Here is a 19,750-nt window from a genome sequence, read left to right on the forward strand (position 1 = left end):
ACATAATTAAATAATATCAAATCTTAACTTTATCTTTGGAGTCAAAACTTATTATCTAAACCTATGAAATTGCTTCTGCTTCTAGTCCTGATATGGGGTTCCGCTATGAATGGCTATGCTCAGATTGATTCTTTAAACGTATCCGTACAAAAAACGAATTCAATAATTTACTGGGAAGGCTATATAGGAGCAGGAGGTGGAGGATTATTGTTAGGTACATCTGCTAATTATCAATGGAAAAAATCCCTGTTTACAGCACGCTTTACCGGCATTACCAAGATAGAGACAGACATCATCCATCCTCTGGTTCCCTTTCCGATTTTTAAATTAAAGGAACAATATAATGAACCTGCCCTACTCTATGGATATCGTTACATCAATAACGGATTATCCCTGAGTGCTTCGGCAGGAATATCATATAACCACAGAAAAAAGTATAGCAGTACAGACAATCTGGACCTGGAACACTATGACTATGTTGGGATGCCGTTCGAACTGAACCTCAAATGGTTCAACTCAACCAAAAGACGTTTCAGAATATTGTATATTATCCCGGTGAGCCGCCCTACCGGGTTCAGCCGCAGTATAGGATTCAAAGTTATCGGAAATGTTTCCCGGTTTAGCTATATCGGAGCAGGCCTTACTTATGGATTGGGCTTTCACAAACTCTATTAAGAAACAACGGATCAATACAAGGGATAGGCTATAGTGGCTGATTTAGATACAGGTAATAAATCAGTTCATTTTTCTCTTGCACAACCTCCTTCATATCCGAAGCTCTCTTCATGCCTAATTTTTCTAAAAGACGAATAGACCTAAGATTGCTGTTTTTGGTAATTCCCAATACTTTGTTCTGTATACGATTCTCTCGCATATAGATCAGCAATCTGCTTGCAGCCTCGAATGCATATCCTTTCTTTTCAAACTCAGGCAACAATGCAAACCCAATATCAGCATCTTCAAGATAAGTCCGCTTGACAAGTGAAACGACGCCTACAGGAAGATTTCCAGCTGTTAACGAAACCACCCAGTATTGAATAGTCGGCGTTTCGATTATTCGTCTTACATAGGCTTCAGCCTCATCTATACTATTGACATTTCTGTTACCAATGTTCTCTTTCCACTGATCCGTATTGACCAGCCTCAACATAAATTCAGCGTGAATCATGTCTAACCTGTGTAAGTTTAACCTCTCCGTTTTCATATTTAAACCTTTAACTCTCGTCATTGGCGAATTTAACAATTACATTGATAAATCAATACCACTACTGATCCTCCTGCATCCGGCCATTTATTATATATATGGATTGGCAGCTAACCCTTTTTTCCTGTTTATTTAAATGCTATATTTAATACCGATTGTTAATACTATTTTATAAAATCTACTTATAATACCTATGGCAGACTCCCTAACTTATCTGTCCAAACATTTTAGAGATGTGCACTTCGGTGGCAACTGGACTTGCGTCAATCTAAAGGATACACTTCAAAATATAAACTGGCTACATGCAACTACTCCTGTTTATAGCATCAATACCATAGCCATGCTGGTTTTTCACATTAACTATTATGTGGTCGCTATCACAGATGTTCTTACCGGCAAGCCGCTCACCTCTAAGGATAAATTAAGTTTTGATCTCAAACCGATCACTAGTGAAGAAGAATGGCAGCACCTCATTCACAAAACGCTTCAGGACGCTGAACACTTGGCTGTTCTGATTGAAAATCTAAATCCTTCGTATTTAGATCTGGAGTTTACGGATCCCAAATACGGAACATATTACCGCAATCTGCTGGGTGTTATTGAACATACACATTATCACCTCGGGCAGATCAGTATCTTGAAAAAAATAGTAATCGAAAGAGAGATCAGAGATAAAGATCAGCACGCATAACATGACATTAAAATTGCGATTTGATCCTGTACTACATAAATACGGAGCATATTATATGAACAATAAAAGTTAAATTTGATCATACTAAGAGTAAAATAATATGTCAAAAATATATACCGAAGAAGAACTGAAAGAGATCGCTCATCAACTGGCGAATCCGAATGGAGAATTTGGACTTGTCATCGCTGATAATATGAATGAAAACAATATCGGCATGACACTGGAGACCATCAAAAATATTGGGTTAAACGATAATGATCAACTTCTCGAATTAGGGCATGGCAACTGCGGACACCTCCAACTAATATTGCAACAAGCCAGGTCTATCCACTATAGTGGTCTGGAAATATCTTCTACAATGCATCAGCAGGCCAGCGCAGACCATAGGGCTGAAGTCGCACAGCGGCAGGCAACTTTTCGTTTATACGACGGATTGCATATCCCTTTTCAGGATGAGCTGTTTGATAAGATAATGTCAGTCAACACCCTTTATTTCTGGGAAGATATCCCCGCCTTGTTAGCGGAGATCAGACGAGTTCTAAAACCGGATGGCTGTGTTGCCATTACATTTGCAGACCGGGCTTTTATGGAGACTTTGCCTTTTACAAAATTTGGATTCAATCTGTTTGATCTGGATAAGTTCAAAACAGCAATTTCAGAAAGCTCCTTTATTATGAAAAGTGCTTTGAAAAGAGCGGAATATGTAAACAGTAAAATGGGAGATCCGGTTTTGAGAGAATACTGGATCGCGCTTTTGTCTCCTGAAAATGAACACACTAAAGTCGAAAAGCCCTTAACACCGTAATAATATTTAATAGTAATGCTAAACCATTTTTCAATATATTTGTCCATTATAGAAATAATATTAGTTTTATGAAAAAAATCACACCTCTTCTGATGTGTTTCTTCATGGTCACATCTGCGATCACTACACTGGCTCAAAGTAAGACCTTTAACATGGAGATCAAAGAAAACAGAGTTGACTGTAGTGGAGTAGGCCGAATGAAATGTTATCTGGTAAAGTATCATAACAGCAAAGACTGGGAATATTTCTACACATCCCTTGATAATTTTGACTATACCGAAGGATACCGGTACAAGGTAAGAGTAAAACGAACCAAATTAAGTAATGTACCTGCAGATGCTTCCTCTTATAAGTATGAAGTGGTGAGAGTAATCAGTAAGAAAAAAATAAAAGATTCAAATGATCAGAGTGAAGAAATCACCATGACGGTCAAAGAGAATCGCGTAGACTGTACAGGTGTCGGACGAATGAAATGTTATATGGTCAAATATAATAACAGCAAGGACTGGGAGTATTTTTATTCCGGTTTCCAGCACTTCAATTACGAAGAAGGATACCGCTATAAATTACTGGTAAAGCGTTCTAAACTGAAAAATGTCCCGGCCGATGCTTCAGCATACACATACGATGTAATCAAAGTACTGAGCAAAAAGAAAATAAGCAATGTCAAAGAGGAAAATACGGCACTAGTCTTTCTTGGAAAACACAGCTGGAAACTTCTGTCCCTGCGCGGAAAGATGCAGGAGAACAGTGGTGCATTTATGAATTTCGATATAGACAAGAATAGTGTAAGCGGTAATTCCAGTTGTAATAATTATTTCGGAACTGTACGCTTCAATGGCAATAAAATCACATTTACCAATGTAGGAAGCACACAGAAAGCATGTCTTAATGATAATATTGAAAGAGAATTCTTTGATTTGTTATCGCTGAACGGCCTGACTTATGATATCGCTGAACAGACTTTTAATCTATATCACGAGCAAAAGCTTATTGCCATATTTGGTATGACCCCAAAGAATTAATCCGTTGTTTGCCGGAATAAAGAAAGCCGCCCTGAGATCCAGGACGGCTTTCTTTGTTAATGATTTTAAAGACAAGTGTGTCTTATATAGTTTATACGATTTCGTCTGAATATACATACCGTATTTCTTCCCGAAGATTGTAATGCGAAGACATCACTTCTCCGTAAGCACCGGCTGTTCGTATCGCAATGAGATCACCTCTTTTGCTTACAGGTAACGGAACTTCCTTACCGAAACAATCTGAACTCTCACAGATTGGCCCTACAACATCATAGTTGATCTCCTCCTGATCGGACTCTCCTACTCTTTCGATCTTATGATACGCCTGATATAGTGCCGGACGCATCAGTTCTGTCATGCCTGCATCAAGAATAAGAAAATTTTTCTTGATGCCACTCTTTGTATACAAGACACGACTTAGCAGACTGCCACATTGTGCGACTAATGCCCGCCCTAATTCAAAATGAACTTCCTGATGCGAATTACGCTCTAAAAATCTGTCAAAAATATCAAAGTAAGCCTCAAAATCCGTTACAGGATTACCATCAGGATCTTTATAATCGACACCCAGTCCGCCACCAACATTTAATACTTTGATCGTAGTACCTCTCTCCTCAAACCAGTTCTTCCATTCATTGACCTTCACACAAAGGCTTTTAAATACATTCAGATCTACGATCTGCGAACCGATATGAAAGTGTAATCCAACCAGATTAAGATGCTTTGACTCCCTTAGTATAGCAGCAGATTTTTCAAGCTCAGAATTAGGGATACCAAATTTATTTTCATCCAGTCCAGTTGTGATATAATGATGTGTCTGTGCATCCACATTCGGATTTATTCTCAGGGATACATTTGCGATCTGTCCTGTCTCCCCTGCCAAAGCATTGATGACCTCCATCTCTTCAATAGATTCTACATTGAACGCAAATATCTCATGTGCCAATGCATAACGAATCTCTTTATCCGATTTACCAACACCGGCAAACGTAATTTTATCCGCTTTAAAGCCCGTTTCAATAGATTTTTTCACTTCATTACCACTTACACAATCAGCTCCGAAACCTTTAGCCTGAATAAGCTGAAGAATACGGTCATTGAAATTAGCTTTTAAGGCATAATGTACGTGAAATCCTCTTTTACCTGCCGCTGCAGCACACGCATCCAGTGTGCGCTCCAGCAAACTCATATCATAGTAATAAAATGGCGTCTCCTGATGCTCGAAAGAAGCCAGCTGTTTCGTACTGAACATATGGAAATTAAAATAAACGGTTGTGTAATGATCGTAATGCCTCAGTTTTGTATTCGGAATCCATCAGAATCGAAACGTTATAGTCCGAACCACCATAAGAAATCATACGAATAGGAAGATGCTTTACAGCATCCAGTACACGTGCTGCATATCCATGTGTATTCTGACCAAAGTCACCAACCACACATACGATAGTCTGATTTTCATCTGCCGATACCGTTCCGAAATCTTCTACTTCTTTAATAATATCTGCCAGATGCGTTGTATCGTCAATAGAAAGAGACACCGCTACCTCCGATGTGGTAATCATATCTATAGGAGTCTTGTATCTTTCAAATATCTCAAATACTTTACGTAAGAAACCATATGCCAGCAACATTCTGGATGAATGAATATGAATAGCGGTGATATTATCTTTTGCAGCAATAGCGCGGATAATACCTTTCTGTGCACCATCTTTACTGATCAGTGTACCGGCAGCTTTAGGATCCATTGTATTCAATACCCGCACAGGTACATTATATTTCTGAGCAGGAAATACAGATTGCGGATGTAAGATCTTTGCTCCGAAATAAGCCAGCTCAGCAGCTTCATTGAAACTAAGATGTGCTATAGGTGTAGTATTTTTTACGACGCGTGGATCATTATTGTGCATACCGTCTATATCCGTCCATATCTGTACTTCGTCCGCCTGAATAGCAGCACCAATCAGCGATGCAGTGTAGTCAGATCCTCCTCTGCGTAGGTTATCGATCTCACCGAACGAGTTGCGACAAATGAATCCCTGCGTAATAAACAGTGTATTGTCCGGGTATTTAGCAAGTAATGCATTTAATTTTTCGCCGATATAACTGACCATAGGTTCGTTATCTTCATCGATTTTCATAAAATCCAATGCCGGCAACAGCACTGAAGGTACACCGATCTCATTCAGGTGAAAGTGAAACAAAGCAGTAGAGATCAGTTCCCCCTGAGCAAGGACCACTTTTTCCTCTATCGGCGTAAAGTGCTCGTTAGAAAGAGAACCAATAAAATCAAAATGATAATCAATAAGATCTTTACCGTTTTTGTATCCCTGATCTGTTGTGAAAAGTTCCTTAATCAGTGACTCATACTTATCCTTATGCTGCTTGATCAGTTGCTTGGCCTCGTCCTTCTTACCTACCAGATAAGCCTGACTGATTTCGACTAAAGCATTTGTTGTTCCTGCTACAGCAGACAACACTACGATCTGACGTTCAGAAGGGTTTACAATCTCTAACAACCCTTTGATACGTGCAGCACTTCCGACAGATGTGCCTCCAAATTTTAGAATTTTCATATTTTAAAAAAAATGTATAAAACAGTTTTATGTTTTGCGCGGTGAATATACAAAAAAAGTAATGCTATTAAACAAAAACGGCACAAAGTGTAAACTTACGCTTTGTGCCGTAAATTATGATTTACAACAATTACTTCTTCAGCTGTTGAATAATTAAAGTAGCAAGTTCTTCACCTATGCGTTCCTGAGCCTCATTTGTAGCCGCTCCGATGTGCGGTGTCAATGAAATTTTTGCATGCTGAAGGATTCCCGCACGAGGAGCCGGTTCATCATCAAAAACATCCAGTGCAGCAAAAGAAACTTTTCCTGAATCCAGTGCTTCAATTAATGCAAGCTCATCAATCACACCACCACGAGATGCATTGACTAACGCTACTCCGTCTTTCAACAATGCAAACTCTTCTTTGCCGATTACCGGCCTGTCTGTAAACGGAACATGTAGGGAGATAAAATCAGAAACACTGAAAAGCTCCTGCAGACCGACTTGTTTCACCGGTACTTCTACCTTGATACCTCCTGAGAGCGAAAGCTCCAGAGATGCCGGCCCATCATACAGATCAGAAAAAACAACATCCATACCAAGTCCTAAAGCAATTTTAGCCGTTTCACGACCTATACGTCCAAAGCCTACTATACCAATTGTCTTACCCCGTAACTCAATACCTTTAGCGTATGCTTTTTTAAGACCGGCAAAATTTGTTGATCCCTCCACAGGCATTTTACGATTGGCATCGAATAAGAAACGTACACCGTTAAGAAGATGTGCGAATACTAATTCAGCAACAGAAAGGGATGATGCAGCCGGTGTATTGATGACAGCTATACCTTTGCTGCGGGCATATTCCACATCAATATTATCCATTCCGACACCACCTCTGCCAATTACCTTGATATTCGGGCAGGCATCTATAAGGGCTTGTCTTACTTTAGTAGCACTACGTACCGTAATTGCATCGTAGTTATTCAGCTTTGCAGCCAGTTCCTCTTGCGGAATATGATTTGTATCTACCTCAAATCCGGCATCTTCCAATAATTTTTTTCCGATTGGATCGATTCCGTCATTTGCTAATATTTTCATCAGTACTAATTTATTTTATAAAAAGATGAAATCATCCTCTGTTTTCGTTACACCATATGGTCCGAAAAATCGGGATGATTTCATCCGTAATCTTATTATTTATACTTTTCTTCAAACTCCTGCATAGTATCTACTAATGCATTTACAGAGGAAATACTCAATGCATTATAGATAGAAGCACGGAAACCTCCTACTGAGCGGTGACCTTTCAGTCCGATATGACCACGCTCTTTAGCTAATTCCAGAAATTCACCTTCCAATTCAGGGTTATTCATAACGAAAGTAACATTCATTCGGGAACGATCTTCTACTTCTGCTGTACCTTTGAACAGTGAATTGCGGTCAATCTCATCATACAATGTACGTGCTTTAACAATATTTTCCTGTTCGATAACAGATATACCACCTTTAGCTTTCAACCAACGCAGATTGAGCATAGATACATAGATAGAATATACAGGAGGTGTGTTGTACATAGATCCACCTTTGATATGGCTGTCATAATCAAAGATACTTGGAAGAGTACGTCCTGTTTTACCTAAAAGGTCATCTTTAACGATAACAAGTGTAACACCTGCAGGCCCCATATTCTTTTGAGCTCCCGCATAGATAAGACCATAATCAGAAACATTGATCTCCCGACTTAAAATATCAGAAGACATATCAGCGACTACCGGTACAGCGGATTGAGGGATATCGAATACCTCTGTACCATAGATCGTATTATTAGTAGTATAATGGAAATAAGCAGCATCCGAAGGTACAGTAATGTTTTTCGGGATATAGGTATAGTTGCGGTCACTTGAAGAAGCTACCACCTCTACCTGTCCTATCTTCTTCGCTTCTTTAGCAGCTTTGGTTGCCCATACACCTGTATCGAAATAAGCAGCTTTTCCACCTTCAGGAAGAAGGTTTAACGGCACCATCGCAAACTGTGTACTTGCACCACCCTGCAGAAATAAAATTGAATACCCTTGTGGCACATTCAACAACTCACGAACTAAACGCTCAGTCTCCGAGATTACAGCTTCAAAATCTTTGGAACGGTGCGAAATTTCTAAAATTGATAATCCTGTGTTATTGAAATCGATAACAGCCTGTGCAGCTTCTTGAAAAACCTCCTTTGGCAAAATACATGGCCCTGCTCCAAAATTGTGTTTCATGGATATAAAATTTTAATTGATGATTTTGTAATGGAAGACAATCGTTTGCCTAATCCATTGCAAAGGTAGAACTATTTTTACAAATTTTTCACACATATTACACTTTTATTAAAAACGATTTAAGACATTTCCGCTATTGATATGAAATTACTACGTTTTTAACCCAATTGAATACAAATTATCACGAAGCAATATTACATCTTGTACTTTGCTAAAAATCACCCTCTTATCTTATGCAAACATCATTTATATATCATGATTTGTCTTACAGATACTATTTAGTCTAAATAATTCTTAAATTGACAGCTTTAAATTGAAAAGCATAATGAAAGTATACATATCCAGAAATGTACCACAGGAAGGATTGGATTATCTGAGCAAACATGGTCTGACCTCCACTGTCAATACGGAAAATAAAAAACTGACAAAAGAAGAACTGATAAAGGAGTGTCAGTCTGCAGATCTTTTATTAAATGTAGGCGGAGTACGTTTGGATCAACATTTTTTTGATAATTGTGCTCATCTTAAAGGCATTGCACTGGCTAGTGTAGGCTATGACCATGTGGATATGGATGCCGCCAGTAAGGCCGGGATTCCGGTAAGCAACACTCCTGATGTGCTCAGTGGAGCTACTGCAGATGTTGCATTCTTATTAATGCTGGCGGTGTCCAGAAAAGCTTTCTACAGAGCAAATGAAATCAGAGAGGGAAAGTGGAATGATTTTGAATTTACAAAAGACCTTGGAGTAGAGCTTAACGGAAAGACATTAGGTATCTATGGATTAGGCAGGATTGGTCTTGAACTTGCCCGTAAAGCACAGGCCGCATATGGCATGAAGATCATCTATCACAATCGCCATCCCAATGAAACAGCAAAGCGAGTGCTGAATGCCGAATATGTCAACTTTGATGAGCTCCTGACACAGAGTGATGTGCTGTCTGTACATGCCAATCTCAGTCCAGAGACACAATATCGTTTTAATAAGGAAACATTTGCCAGAATGAAAAATTCGGCCATTCTGATTAATACCGGTCGCGGCAAAATCGTTCATGAACAAGATCTGTATACTGCTCTGGTAAACGGAGATATATGGGGAGCCGGATTAGACGTCACAGATCCTGAACCCATGAAGGCAGACAGCCCCTTACTTACGCTTCCATCCGTATGCGTACTTCCGCATATCGGATCAGCTACCATCGAGACACGTACAAATATGATAAAAATGGCTGCAAATAATCTGATAGCAGCCTCTAAATCAAACCATATGCCCCAGATCGTTAACGTAGAAGTTTACAAAGCATAGAAAATCACCTGTCCAATGAAAAAACACTTAATATCTTTATAAAAAAACAGCCATTCAAATGAAATCAAAAATCTTCTCAATCTTACTATTAACTGTCATCAACAGTTTTTCTATTCTGACCTATGCTCAAAAAACAGAAACCTATCGTGTAGATGGATCAAAATCCTCTATTGTATGGAAAGGTGATAAAGTTAGCGGCTCACATACCGGAACAGTCGACCTGACTACCGGCACACTCGATTTTACCGGAAAAAAACTTACAGGTGGCGGTTTTGTGATCAACATGGCCAGCATTAAAGATGCCGACAAAAGTGCCGGACTTGAAAAACACCTGAAAGCAGACGATTTCTTTGGTGTAGAAAAATTCCCGACCGCTCATTTTATTATCAAAAAAGTGGAAGGTAGTGGCAGTAATGTAAATATTACAGGTAATCTGACTCTTAAAGGTGTTACACAATCCATCAGCTTTCCGGCAACTATCACCTGGAATAGTGATAAAACAATCAGTGCTACTGCTGATAAAATCACCGTGGACAGAACAAAATTTGGTATTCAATATAAATCAAAATCTATATTCGCAGATATAGGTGATAAGTTTATTTATGATGAATTCACATTATCGGTAAAGCTGCTTGCAAAAAAATAAACCTTTGACAGGAATTGCACCGCACACAACCAAAACAAAAAAATCCCCGTCTAATAACGGGGATTTTTTTATAACCTTAATATAAAGGTCAGTCTGCAAAACAAACTGATTAATTATTTGCTAAACTAGGTACGTTTACGACCTCATTTGTGTCCGCTTCATAGTCAATACCGTCAACATTGAAACCAAACAAATTAAAGAATTCATCACGGTATCCTTTGATATCACTGATGTCGCTAAGATTTTCGGTAGTGACCTTATCCCACAATTTAGCTACTTCTTCCTGTACATCTTCACGCATTTCCAGATCATCGATACGGATACGTCCTTTATCATCTGTAGGAATTGTACTGTCTAAGTATAATCTTTCTGCAAACAAACGCTGGATCTGTTCGATCGTTCCCTCGTGAATACCTTTTTCTTTCATCACTTTATATAACAATGAAATATAAAGAGGAACTACCGGAATCGCAGAGCTGGACTGTGTTACCAATGCTTTATTAACCGAGACATAAGAAATACCGTGCAGATCTTTCAACAAATCATTGATGACAGGCACTGTCGCTTCCAAATCGTCTTTAGCTTTTCCGATTGTACCGTTTCTATAAATAGGATACGTCAGCTTAGGGCCAATATAAGAATAAGCGACTGTCTTCACTCCTTCTGCCAATACTCCGGCAGCTTTCAGATCTTCAATCCAGAATTTCCAGTCTTCACCTCCCATTACAGCTACAGTATTTGCTATATCTTCTTCATTCTCTATAGGCTGAATAGAAATATCAGAAACTACACCTGTATGAAAATCAACAGTTTTATCTGTAAACGGCTGGCTGATAGGCTTCAACACTGAAGCATAACTAACACCATTTTTAGGATTCGTACGACGTGGAGATGCTAAAGAATACACAACCAGATCCACCTGACCCAGATCTCTCTTAATAAGGTCAATTACCTCTTTTTTGATTTCATCAGAGAATGCATCGCCATTGATACTTTTCGCATACAATCCGGCTTCTTTAGCTTCATTTTCAAAAGCAGCAGAATTGTACCAGCCTGCAGTACCTGGCTTACCTTCTGTAGCAGGTTTTTCAAAGAAAACGCCAATAGTAGCCGCTCCCGAACCAAAGGCAGCTGTAATACGGGATGCGATACCGAAGCCTGTAGAAGCACCTATTACTAATACTTTCTTAGGACCATCTGTGATAGTACCTTTCGATTTCACATATTCAATTTGATTTTTAATGTTTTGGGCAGCTCCTTGCGGATGCGAAGTCAAACATATAAATCCTCTCGTTCTTGGTTGTATGATCATGCGCTAACTTTTTACAGTTTTAATTTTGATATATGGTACAAAATAAACAATTTTCAATTTAAAAAAGAGATTTATTGTTACAATAAATGCGGGTCCGATCTTTTATCCACCAACTGAAATTCCTATTTTCGGACGCTCATATGCTTGTATAATTATCTAAATCAATACTATGCCGGACAAAATCAGGATATCTCCGATTTTTTTGGGAGTTATATCTTCCTTGTTTTTTGCTGCTACTTTTGTACTTAACAGAGCAATGTCTCTGGATGGCGGGCACTGGATCTGGTCTGCAGCCTTACGTTTTGTATGGATGCTCCCCTTACTGATGATCATTGTCGGTTTTCGTAAGGGCTTAAAGCTAACTTTTGCAGCGATTAAGGCAAATTTCTGGTCCTGGATCCTGTGGAGTACTGTCGGATTTGGAGTATTCTACAGTACACTGACTTTCGGAGCCAAGTTTGGCCCCTCCTGGTTGGTTGCCAGTACTTTCGAGACCACTATTATATTCGGAATGCTGTTGGCTCCTCTGCTCAGCCCCCGTGCAGCAAACCAGATTTCTAAAGGATCGCTGACATTTTCAGCCCTTATTATTCTGGGAATTGTTATTATGCAGATCAGTCAGGCTAAATTCACCAGCTGGGCTGATATTGCAATGGGTACTATTCCCGTCCTGATCTCAGCAATCGCTTATCCGCTCGGAAACCGCAAGATGATGATGGTCACTGACGGAAAGTTAGACGCTTATCAAAGAACTCTGGGTATGACCATCTGCAGTATGCCTTTTTGGATTATCCTGTGTTCCTTTGCCTATCATCAGGACGGGCTACCTTCTTCCGGACAGTTTACACAGACTTTTATAGTAGCTTTGTCTTCAGGTGTCATTGCTACTGTTTTGTTTTTTACAGCGACAGACCGCGTACGCAATAGTCCGCATAAGCTTGCAGCTGTAGAGGCAACCCAGTCGATGGAAGTTATCTTTGCTTTGATTGGCGAACTGCTGATTCTTCATGGCGCATTTCCGGACATGTATTCATTAGCCGGAATAGTATTAGTGATAGCAGGCATGATCTTACATAGTCGGCATACAACATAATTATCCGTATAAAAGGACTTAAAATATAGTTTACAACAATTCTGACAAATCCAATAACCAAAAAATAAATGGAACAGACCTACACCCTGAAGAGAACAAACTCAGACAACCTGGATTTTCAAAAATTGGTACTTGAACTTGATAAAGACTTAGCCATTAAAAACGGAGAAACAAATACTTTCTTTGCTCGGTACAATAAAATTGACTTAATCCGGCATGTAGTGGTTGCTTACGAAGCGGATAGAGTCATTGGTTGCGGAGCAATAAAAGAGTATGGAAATGGTATAATGGAAGTTAAAAGGATGTTTGTACCTGTTGAGATGCGAGGGAAAGGGATTGCAGGTAAAATATTGAATGAATTGCAAGTTTGGGCAAAAGAACTGGGCTATGGCAAATGTATTCTGGAGACAGGCGACAAAATGATAGAGGCTATTGGTTTGTATAAGAAACACCGCTTTAAAATAATTCCCAACTATGGACAATATGCAAATATGGAGAGCAGTGTTTGTTTCGAAAAAGAAATTTAATCACGGCAAACCCTTCTGGCCGGCAGCGGAAAGGTTGGTGCAGTAATCCCTTCGCCAATATCCAAAAAAACAGGCCTGAGTTAGCTCAGGCCTGTTTTATAAAAGCTGCTTTGTTTAGCTTAAATGTGAGCGTAACATCCAGGCCATTTTCTCGTGCTGCTCCAATAAAGCTGTTACGAAATCTGAACTTCCGCTATCTCCATATTTTTCTTCAAATTCATCAACCAGTCCGCGTATATACATGATAATGGACTCATGGTCACCTAACAATTCCTTCATATAAGTCTTGCTATCATTCTTACCATGAGTGGATTCTGATAAATGCGCTATTTCCAGATACTGTTTCATAGTGCCTACAGCGTAGTGTCCCAATGAACGTACACGCTCAGCGATATCGTCTATAGTTTCTGAAAGTTGATTGTATTGTTCCTCAAAAAACAAATGAACCGCATGGAAATCACTTCCTTCAATATTCCAGTGTGCATTTCTGGTTTTGACATATAATACGGTTTCATCAGCTAATAAAATATTCAATGCCTGAGCAACTTTTTCTAAGTGTTCACTTTTAATTCCAATATTAGTTTTCATGATAATGATATTTGATAAATTATTAAATTAATTCTGTTATTTCCAATCGCTTGCAGCGTCCAGCTTTTCCATGGATTCAGGACTAAGCTGTAATTGCACGGCTGATACAAATGGCTCGAGATGATTTTCTCTGGTCGCACTGACAATCGGAGCCGCTACAGATGGTCTTGCGATCAGCCAGGCCAAAGCCACAGCCGTAGAAGTTGTTTTATAAGCATCTGCGACCTCCTCCAGTGCTGCTACAATACGCTTTCCGCGTTCGTTCCAGTATTGTTTTTTAACACCTTCACTTCTTGCCGATTGATTAAAATCCGCTTCACTCTTGTATTTGCCCGTTAGAAAACCGCTTGCTAAGGAGTAGTAAGTCAATACACCAAGCTGCTGCTCTACAGCAAGTTGCTCATATTCTGTCTCATATTTTTCTCTTGAAAAGAGATTATATTCCGGCTGCAAAGTCTGATAGCGTGGCCAATGCTGTTGTTCACTTAGCTCTATAGATTCCAGTACCCGCTGTGCTGACATATTAGAAGTTCCTATCCATCTTACTTTGCCTTCCTTTACCAACTGCTCATATGCTTCCAGTGTTTCTTCTACAGGAATACTTTCATCATCATAATGGGTCTGGTAAAGATCAATATAATCCGTCTGCAATCTTTTTAATGAAACGTCTACCTGTTCAAGAATATGTTTCTTAGACGTATTGGGCTTTGGATTTCCGGGAAAAGTCCCTCCCACTTTTGTCATCAGTACAATCTTATCTCTGCCGCCGCTCTTCTTTAGCCAGTTTCCGATAATAGTTTCGGACTCCCCTCCTGTATTCCCCGGCACCCAGTGCGAATACTGATTGGACGTATCTACAGCATCAAATCCCTTATCCAGGTAAGCATCTAAAATATCAAATGACTGCTTTTCATCTAATGTCCAGCCAAATACATTTCCTCCGAAAACCAAAGGAACGATTTCCAGATCAGACTGGCCTAATCTTACTTTTCTCATATATGCGATTGCTTTATAATAGTACAATCAATGTCGGGATTTGTTTGCTTTCCGATATGATCTGATTGTCAAAATTTTCTTTGTTTACAATATCGTGAAGAATGTTTTTAGGATTTATTACCTTTGCCACTTGAAAAGATATAGCAGTCAGCGGATTATGGGCAAACCCGAATTTCTTCATCACTTCAGTCAGGATATCCGGAATATTCCTATGCCCGGAAAGTTTACTTTTCCTTTCTGCTATGAACCGCATGCACTGAGTATAATTGCAAGCAAGGAGTTGCAGCATTATCTGCAACATCAGTCTGATTGGCAGCATAATTTCGGATTGGGCAATCCATCCGATCAGCCGGTGATCGGTAAGATGTTTGGTGTACTGGTTGTAACGGATCCCTCCGGAACTCCGGGATACCTGTGTGCCTTTTCAGGTAAGCTGGCTGGCACCAATGCTCATAAACATTTTGTTCCACCGATCTTCGATATGTTGCAAAAAGACAGTTTTTTTCTGCTGGAAGAAGAAGAAATCAACGAGAGAAACCGGCAGATAGCGTCACTCGAACAGAATGATAGCCTGGCAAAACTAAATACAGATCTGGAAACTGTAACCCGATCTGCAGAAGAATCCATTACACTTTTCAGACTACATCTTAAAAAATTAAAAGAGGAACGAAAACATATCCGTTTTGTACAGACCGGGATCCTCTCTGCAACTGAGTTTCAACTGTTGGAGGCCGACCTGATTAAGCAATCTCTTCGTGACAAACATGAGCTGGCTGTCCTGCAAAAAGACTGGAAATCAAAAATCACAGCGATTCAGGAGCAACTGGATAATTATTATAGCCGTATATCTGTACTCAAAGAAGAAAGAAAGTCTAAATCTGCGCTATTGCAATCCCGGCTTTTCGAGCAATACGTATTTCTCAATAAAAAAGGTATATCCAAAGATATTCGCTCCATATTTGAAGACTTTAATCAATCTGTGCCTCCAGCCGGAGCAGGTGAGTGTGCAGCTCCCAAACTATTACAATATGCTTTTCTGAACCGGCTCACTCCCGTTGCTATGGCTGAATTCTGGTGGGGAGATTCACCTTCATCTGAAATTCGAAAGCATAAAAACTATTACCCGGCATGTAAAGGAAAGTGTGAACCTATTCTATCCCATATGCTGGATGGCATGTTACTCGAAGATAATCCCTTACTTGAAGCCCCAAAAGCACAGGCTGATTTAGAGATCTTGTATGACGATGAAGATATTGCAGTAGTCAATAAGCCTGCTGAATTCTTATCCGTTCCGGGCATTCATATACAGGATTCTGTTTATACCCGTATGCAGGCTGCTTTTCCGGAAGCAACAGGCCCCATTATAGTACATAGGCTGGACATGTCTACCTCAGGCATTCTGCTGATTGCTAAACACAAAGATGCCCACAAGTTTATCCAACAGCAATTTATCAATCACAGTATTGAAAAACGCTATGTTGCTCTTCTTGATGGGGTGGTCAAAGAAGATGAAGGAATTATTGATCTTCCACTGCGCCTGGATCTGGATGACAGGCCACGGCAGATGGTATGCTATGAATATGGCAAAAAAGCCGTGACGAAATATCAGGTATTATCCCGTACAGACGGACAAACAAAGATTCTTTTCTTTCCAGTAACAGGACGCACGCATCAGCTTCGCGTACATGCAGCTCACCTGCTGGGACTACATATCCCTATAGTCGGAGATGATCTCTATGGTACTAAATCCAACAGACTTCATTTGCACGCTGCATACCTTTCTTTTGTACATCCCCGAACAAAAAAAACAGTTGTTTTTGAAGTAAAAGCACCTTTTTAAAGTTGACCAGAAGGTCCAATTAGTCAAAATTTTGTCAATTATTTCGTCATTTTAAACCGTAAGTCACTCAGGATCTGACACTAACATAATTTTATCCTTTCTTATTATTTTTAAGACGTAGAGACACTTACTTTTCTGTTAATAATTATTTAATTTTGCAATGTTTATTAGAAAATTTAAACATTTTGATTAAAAAGTCAAAAGTTTAGTTTTAGTAAACGGAACAAACTAGATACTAAATGAAAACTACTATGAGTGAAATATTTACCAAACAAATCTGGAAGGGTTTACTCTTTGTGCTTTTGACATTTATTGGCACAACTTCCGTTTTTGGTCAGCAAATTATGCTGAAAGGTAAAGTATTGGATATTGTGACTCGTAAACCTATAGATTACGCTACTATTGCCGTTATCGGAGCTCCTGCCGGAAACAGCACTTCAACCGACAGCCGTGGAGAATTTAGTTTAAAAATCGATGGAAGTTATACTAAATTCAGAGTTACCTATGTCGGTTATGAGTCACAGGATATTCTGATCAATCCTACCAATTCGGATAACATCACGATTAATCTTGTTCCGGAAGAAAATGTTCTGGAAGAAGTAGTGGTCAAAGCGAAGAAAGCAAAATACAGAAATAAAGATAATCCAGCTGTAGAATTGATCCGCAAGGTTATCGATAATAAAGAAAAAAACAGGTTAGAAGCTCAGGATTATGCTGAGTTTCAGCAATATGAGAAGATCTCAATGGCACTCAGCAATCTGTCTGAAAAATTTAAAAACAGAAAAATATTCAAACAATACCAGTTTTTATTTGAAAAAGATGATTCTGTAAAAAATGAAAACAGATATGTATTACCGGCTTATATAGAAGAGAAATTATCTCAGGTATACCAGCGCAGGAGTCCGAAAAAGACCAAGCAATTTGTCATCGCAGAGCAGAAGGCACAGTTTGACCCCAAATTTGTAGATAACAACGGACTGAGTAATTACTTCAACAGACTTTACGAAAACATTGATATCTACGACAATAATATTTCATTATTGACGAATCAGTTTTTGAGTCCGATCGCCGGATCATCTCCTACTTTTTATAAGTTTTTTATTACGGATACAATCAAGACTGAATCCCCATATCTGGTTGAACTTAGCTTCTTTCCCCGTAATAAAGCAGATATGTTGTTTAAAGGAAAATTGTATATTACTTTAGATGGCAATTATGCAGTACGTAAAGCGGAGTTAACGGTTGCCGATGGTATTAACCTTAATTTCGTAAGGGATATGGCTATCGATCTGGATTTCAGTAAAGATAAGAGTGGTCGTTTCTTTTTGACCAGCAGTTCGCTGGCGATGGACTTTGCTCTTTCCGAAAAAGGAACCGGTATCCGGGGACAGCGTACCGTCTCCTATACCGACTTTAAGACCGGTATCGTACAGCCGGACAGCATATACCAGGGTCCTGATGTTGTGATTGTCAATGAAAACAAAAAAGGAACTCAGGCATTTGATGAACAATACTGGAGTACGCACCGTCCTGTAGCGCTTAAGAAAAATGAATCTGTAATCTATCGTAATATCGATACGTTACAAATGATGCCTTCTTTCAAACGCTTTATGGATATAGCAGCTCTTGTGCTTTCGGGTTACAAGCAGGCTGGTCCTGTAGAGATCGGCCCAGTCAATACGTTTTACAGTTTCAACCCTGTAGAAGGCTTGAGATTACGTGTGGGCGGACGTACAACAGAAGCTTTCAGTAAACGTTTCTATGCCGAATCCTATGCTGCATATGGTTTTAAAGATGAGAAATGGAAGTATTTTATCAGCGGAACATACTCATTGAATAATAAGTCCGTATATTCCTTCCCGATGCATTATATCCGTGCCTCTTTTCAGAGAGACACCAAAATCCCGGGACAAAATCTGGAATTTATTCAGGAAGACAACTTCTTATTGTCTTTCAAACGCGGAGAGAACGAACGTTTCCTCTATAATGATATCTACCGTTTAGAATACAAAAGAGAATTTGATAATAACTTATCTTATACAGTCGGGGTCAGCAAATGGAAACAACAGCCAGCCGGAATACTTACTTACCAGATGCTGGATGAAAACGGAAATTCAAAACTGTTTAACGAGTTAAATACAACTGAGATCTCAGTGGGCTTACGTTGGGCACCAAAAGAACAATATTATCAGGGTAAGCTGTACAGAACTCCAATATTTAATAAGTACCCTATTTTCACGCTGAATTATACGGGTGGAGTGAAAGGCTTGCTGGATGGAGAATACAACTATCACAACTTTACAGGAGGTGTATTCAAACGTTTCTATCTGTCACAACTGGGATACGCAGATGTCAATCTGGAAGGAACCTATATCGCGGGTAATGAAATACCATTCCCTTTACTTACTATCCACAGGGCGAATCAGACCTATGCATATCAGTTGAATTCATTCAACCTGATGAACTTTATGGAATTTGTAAGTGATCATTCCGCTTACACTAATATTCAATATTATATGAATGGTTTTATTCTGAATAAGATCCCGTTGGTCAAAAAATTAAAATGGAGAGAGGTGTTTAGTTTCAAAGCGGTATACGGAGGTTTACGTAACGAGAACAATCCGGATATCACCAATAAAGTCTTTACATTCCAGAAGAATGAAGATAATGTTCCGATCTCTTACACATTTGCAGATGGACGTCCTTATATGGAAGCCAGCGTAGGTTTGTACAATATATTTAAGATCTTACGTGTAGACGCTGTCAAACGTCTCAACTATCTGGATCATCCGGATGCTCCAAGTTGGGGAATCAGAGCACGTATTAAATTTGATTTTTAGCCGTATCTATATATTTTTTATATTTAGTTTTCTAGTTAAGGGGGAGTTTGCAAAAACTTCCCTTTT

At 39.2% G+C, this 19,750-nt stretch carries 18 protein-coding genes; 10 read left to right on the forward strand and 8 right to left on the reverse strand.

Going from position 1 to position 19,750, the window contains the following annotated elements:
• Positions 1 to 63: 63 nt before the first annotated feature.
• Complete coding sequence (locus I6J03_RS21810; RefSeq protein ID WP_003006400.1) at positions 64 to 675, forward strand: hypothetical protein; 612 nt, start codon at positions 64 to 66, stop codon at positions 673 to 675.
• A gap of 28 nt (positions 676 to 703) precedes the next feature.
• Here the strand turns inward: I6J03_RS21810 and I6J03_RS21815 are convergent, their stop codons facing one another.
• Complete coding sequence (locus I6J03_RS21815) at positions 704 to 1,168, reverse strand: GNAT family N-acetyltransferase (RefSeq protein WP_232279683.1); 465 nt, start codon at positions 1,166 to 1,168, stop codon at positions 704 to 706.
• Positions 1,169 to 1,397: 229 nt separating this feature from the next.
• Here I6J03_RS21815 and I6J03_RS21820 point away from each other — a divergent pair, with 229 nt between their 5' ends.
• From I6J03_RS21820 to I6J03_RS21830, 3 genes are all read left to right on the forward strand, one after another.
• The gene (locus tag I6J03_RS21820) at positions 1,398 to 1,895 is read left to right on the forward strand and encodes a hypothetical protein (protein WP_003006407.1); all 498 of its coding nucleotides are present in this window, start codon (positions 1,398 to 1,400) and stop codon (positions 1,893 to 1,895) included.
• A 100-nt stretch (positions 1,896 to 1,995) separates the two neighbouring features.
• On the forward strand, positions 1,996 to 2,700 hold the full coding sequence (locus tag I6J03_RS21825) for a class I SAM-dependent methyltransferase (protein ID WP_003006410.1): 705 nt from the start codon (positions 1,996 to 1,998) through the stop codon (positions 2,698 to 2,700).
• Positions 2,701 to 2,768: 68 nt separating this feature from the next.
• Positions 2,769 to 3,725, forward strand: coding sequence for a DUF4377 domain-containing protein (locus tag I6J03_RS21830; RefSeq protein WP_003006413.1), 957 nt, complete (start codon positions 2,769 to 2,771; stop codon positions 3,723 to 3,725).
• 91 nt (positions 3,726 to 3,816) lie between these two features.
• Here the strand turns inward: I6J03_RS21830 and lysA are convergent, their stop codons facing one another.
• From lysA to serC, 4 genes are all read right to left on the reverse strand, one after another.
• The gene (gene lysA, locus I6J03_RS21835; RefSeq protein WP_201693999.1) at positions 3,817 to 4,977 is read right to left on the reverse strand and encodes a diaminopimelate decarboxylase; all 1,161 of its coding nucleotides are present in this window, start codon (positions 4,975 to 4,977) and stop codon (positions 3,817 to 3,819) included.
• Positions 4,978 to 4,984: 7 nt separating this feature from the next.
• The gene (locus I6J03_RS21840) at positions 4,985 to 6,298 is read right to left on the reverse strand and encodes an aspartate kinase (protein WP_003006419.1); all 1,314 of its coding nucleotides are present in this window, start codon (positions 6,296 to 6,298) and stop codon (positions 4,985 to 4,987) included.
• Between the two features lie 130 nt (positions 6,299 to 6,428).
• Positions 6,429 to 7,376, reverse strand: coding sequence for a D-2-hydroxyacid dehydrogenase (locus I6J03_RS21845; protein ID WP_003006423.1), 948 nt, complete (start codon positions 7,374 to 7,376; stop codon positions 6,429 to 6,431).
• 95 nt (positions 7,377 to 7,471) lie between these two features.
• The gene (serC, locus tag I6J03_RS21850) at positions 7,472 to 8,539 is read right to left on the reverse strand and encodes a 3-phosphoserine/phosphohydroxythreonine transaminase (RefSeq protein ID WP_003006426.1); all 1,068 of its coding nucleotides are present in this window, start codon (positions 8,537 to 8,539) and stop codon (positions 7,472 to 7,474) included.
• Positions 8,540 to 8,864: 325 nt separating this feature from the next.
• Here serC and I6J03_RS21855 point away from each other — a divergent pair, with 325 nt between their 5' ends.
• Positions 8,865 to 9,842, forward strand: coding sequence for a 2-hydroxyacid dehydrogenase (locus tag I6J03_RS21855; protein WP_003006428.1), 978 nt, complete (start codon positions 8,865 to 8,867; stop codon positions 9,840 to 9,842).
• A gap of 58 nt (positions 9,843 to 9,900) precedes the next feature.
• Positions 9,901 to 10,488 (forward strand): YceI family protein, encoded by a 588-nt coding sequence (locus I6J03_RS21860; RefSeq protein ID WP_201694001.1) that lies wholly within the window; start codon positions 9,901 to 9,903, stop codon positions 10,486 to 10,488.
• A 109-nt stretch (positions 10,489 to 10,597) separates the two neighbouring features.
• Here the strand turns inward: I6J03_RS21860 and fabV are convergent, their stop codons facing one another.
• Positions 10,598 to 11,800, reverse strand: coding sequence for an enoyl-ACP reductase FabV (gene fabV, locus I6J03_RS21865; protein WP_003006434.1), 1,203 nt, complete (start codon positions 11,798 to 11,800; stop codon positions 10,598 to 10,600).
• Between the two features lie 169 nt (positions 11,801 to 11,969).
• Between fabV and I6J03_RS21870 the strand changes: the two genes are divergently transcribed.
• Complete coding sequence (locus I6J03_RS21870; protein ID WP_003006437.1) at positions 11,970 to 12,893, forward strand: DMT family transporter; 924 nt, start codon at positions 11,970 to 11,972, stop codon at positions 12,891 to 12,893.
• Between the two features lie 68 nt (positions 12,894 to 12,961).
• Positions 12,962 to 13,420: a GNAT family N-acetyltransferase gene (locus I6J03_RS21875; RefSeq protein WP_003006440.1), complete on the forward strand. Its 459-nt coding sequence runs from the start codon at positions 12,962 to 12,964 to the stop codon at positions 13,418 to 13,420.
• Between the two features lie 114 nt (positions 13,421 to 13,534).
• Here I6J03_RS21875 and I6J03_RS21880 read toward each other — a convergent pair whose 3' ends face one another.
• Together I6J03_RS21880 and I6J03_RS21885 are read right to left on the reverse strand one after the other, a co-directional pair.
• Positions 13,535 to 14,008: a Dps family protein gene (locus tag I6J03_RS21880; RefSeq protein ID WP_003006443.1), complete on the reverse strand. Its 474-nt coding sequence runs from the start codon at positions 14,006 to 14,008 to the stop codon at positions 13,535 to 13,537.
• Between the two features lie 36 nt (positions 14,009 to 14,044).
• Entirely contained in the window at positions 14,045 to 15,004 is a 960-nt protein-coding gene (locus I6J03_RS21885) for an aldo/keto reductase (protein WP_201694003.1), read from the reverse strand.
• A 130-nt stretch (positions 15,005 to 15,134) separates the two neighbouring features.
• Here I6J03_RS21885 and I6J03_RS21890 point away from each other — a divergent pair, with 130 nt between their 5' ends.
• Positions 15,135 to 16,844 carry an RluA family pseudouridine synthase gene (locus I6J03_RS21890; protein ID WP_236586207.1) on the forward strand — a complete coding sequence of 570 codons (1,710 nt, stop codon included), beginning with the start codon at positions 15,135 to 15,137 and terminating at the stop codon, positions 16,842 to 16,844.
• 239 nt (positions 16,845 to 17,083) lie between these two features.
• Entirely contained in the window at positions 17,084 to 19,684 is a 2,601-nt protein-coding gene (locus I6J03_RS21895; protein WP_003006459.1) for a DUF5686 family protein, read from the forward strand.
• The last annotated feature ends 66 nt before the right edge of the window (positions 19,685 to 19,750 follow it).

Source organism: Sphingobacterium spiritivorum, from assembly GCF_016724845.1.
Taxonomy (GTDB): domain Bacteria; phylum Bacteroidota; class Bacteroidia; order Sphingobacteriales; family Sphingobacteriaceae; genus Sphingobacterium; species Sphingobacterium spiritivorum_A.

Coding starts and splice junctions, on each gene's coding strand:
- I6J03_RS21810 (WP_003006400.1), top strand. CDS start 64: ATGAAATTGCTTCTGCTTCTAGTCCTGATATGGGGTTCCGCTATGAAT.
- I6J03_RS21815 (WP_232279683.1), bottom strand. CDS start 1,168: ATGATTCACGCTGAATTTATGTTGAGGCTGGTCAATACGGATCAGTGG.
- I6J03_RS21820 (WP_003006407.1), top strand. CDS start 1,398: ATGGCAGACTCCCTAACTTATCTGTCCAAACATTTTAGAGATGTGCAC.
- I6J03_RS21825 (WP_003006410.1), top strand. CDS start 1,996: ATGTCAAAAATATATACCGAAGAAGAACTGAAAGAGATCGCTCATCAA.
- I6J03_RS21830 (WP_003006413.1), top strand. CDS start 2,769: ATGAAAAAAATCACACCTCTTCTGATGTGTTTCTTCATGGTCACATCT.
- lysA (WP_201693999.1), bottom strand. CDS start 4,977: ATGTTCAGTACGAAACAGCTGGCTTCTTTCGAGCATCAGGAGACGCCA.
- I6J03_RS21840 (WP_003006419.1), bottom strand. CDS start 6,298: ATGAAAATTCTAAAATTTGGAGGCACATCTGTCGGAAGTGCTGCACGT.
- I6J03_RS21845 (WP_003006423.1), bottom strand. CDS start 7,376: ATGAAAATATTAGCAAATGACGGAATCGATCCAATCGGAAAAAAATTA.
- serC (WP_003006426.1), bottom strand. CDS start 8,539: ATGAAACACAATTTTGGAGCAGGGCCATGTATTTTGCCAAAGGAGGTT.
- I6J03_RS21855 (WP_003006428.1), top strand. CDS start 8,865: ATGAAAGTATACATATCCAGAAATGTACCACAGGAAGGATTGGATTAT.
- I6J03_RS21860 (WP_201694001.1), top strand. CDS start 9,901: ATGAAATCAAAAATCTTCTCAATCTTACTATTAACTGTCATCAACAGT.
- fabV (WP_003006434.1), bottom strand. CDS start 11,800: ATGATCATACAACCAAGAACGAGAGGATTTATATGTTTGACTTCGCAT.
- I6J03_RS21870 (WP_003006437.1), top strand. CDS start 11,970: ATGCCGGACAAAATCAGGATATCTCCGATTTTTTTGGGAGTTATATCT.
- I6J03_RS21875 (WP_003006440.1), top strand. CDS start 12,962: ATGGAACAGACCTACACCCTGAAGAGAACAAACTCAGACAACCTGGAT.
- I6J03_RS21880 (WP_003006443.1), bottom strand. CDS start 14,008: ATGAAAACTAATATTGGAATTAAAAGTGAACACTTAGAAAAAGTTGCT.
- I6J03_RS21885 (WP_201694003.1), bottom strand. CDS start 15,004: ATGAGAAAAGTAAGATTAGGCCAGTCTGATCTGGAAATCGTTCCTTTG.
- I6J03_RS21895 (WP_003006459.1), top strand. CDS start 17,084: ATGAAAACTACTATGAGTGAAATATTTACCAAACAAATCTGGAAGGGT.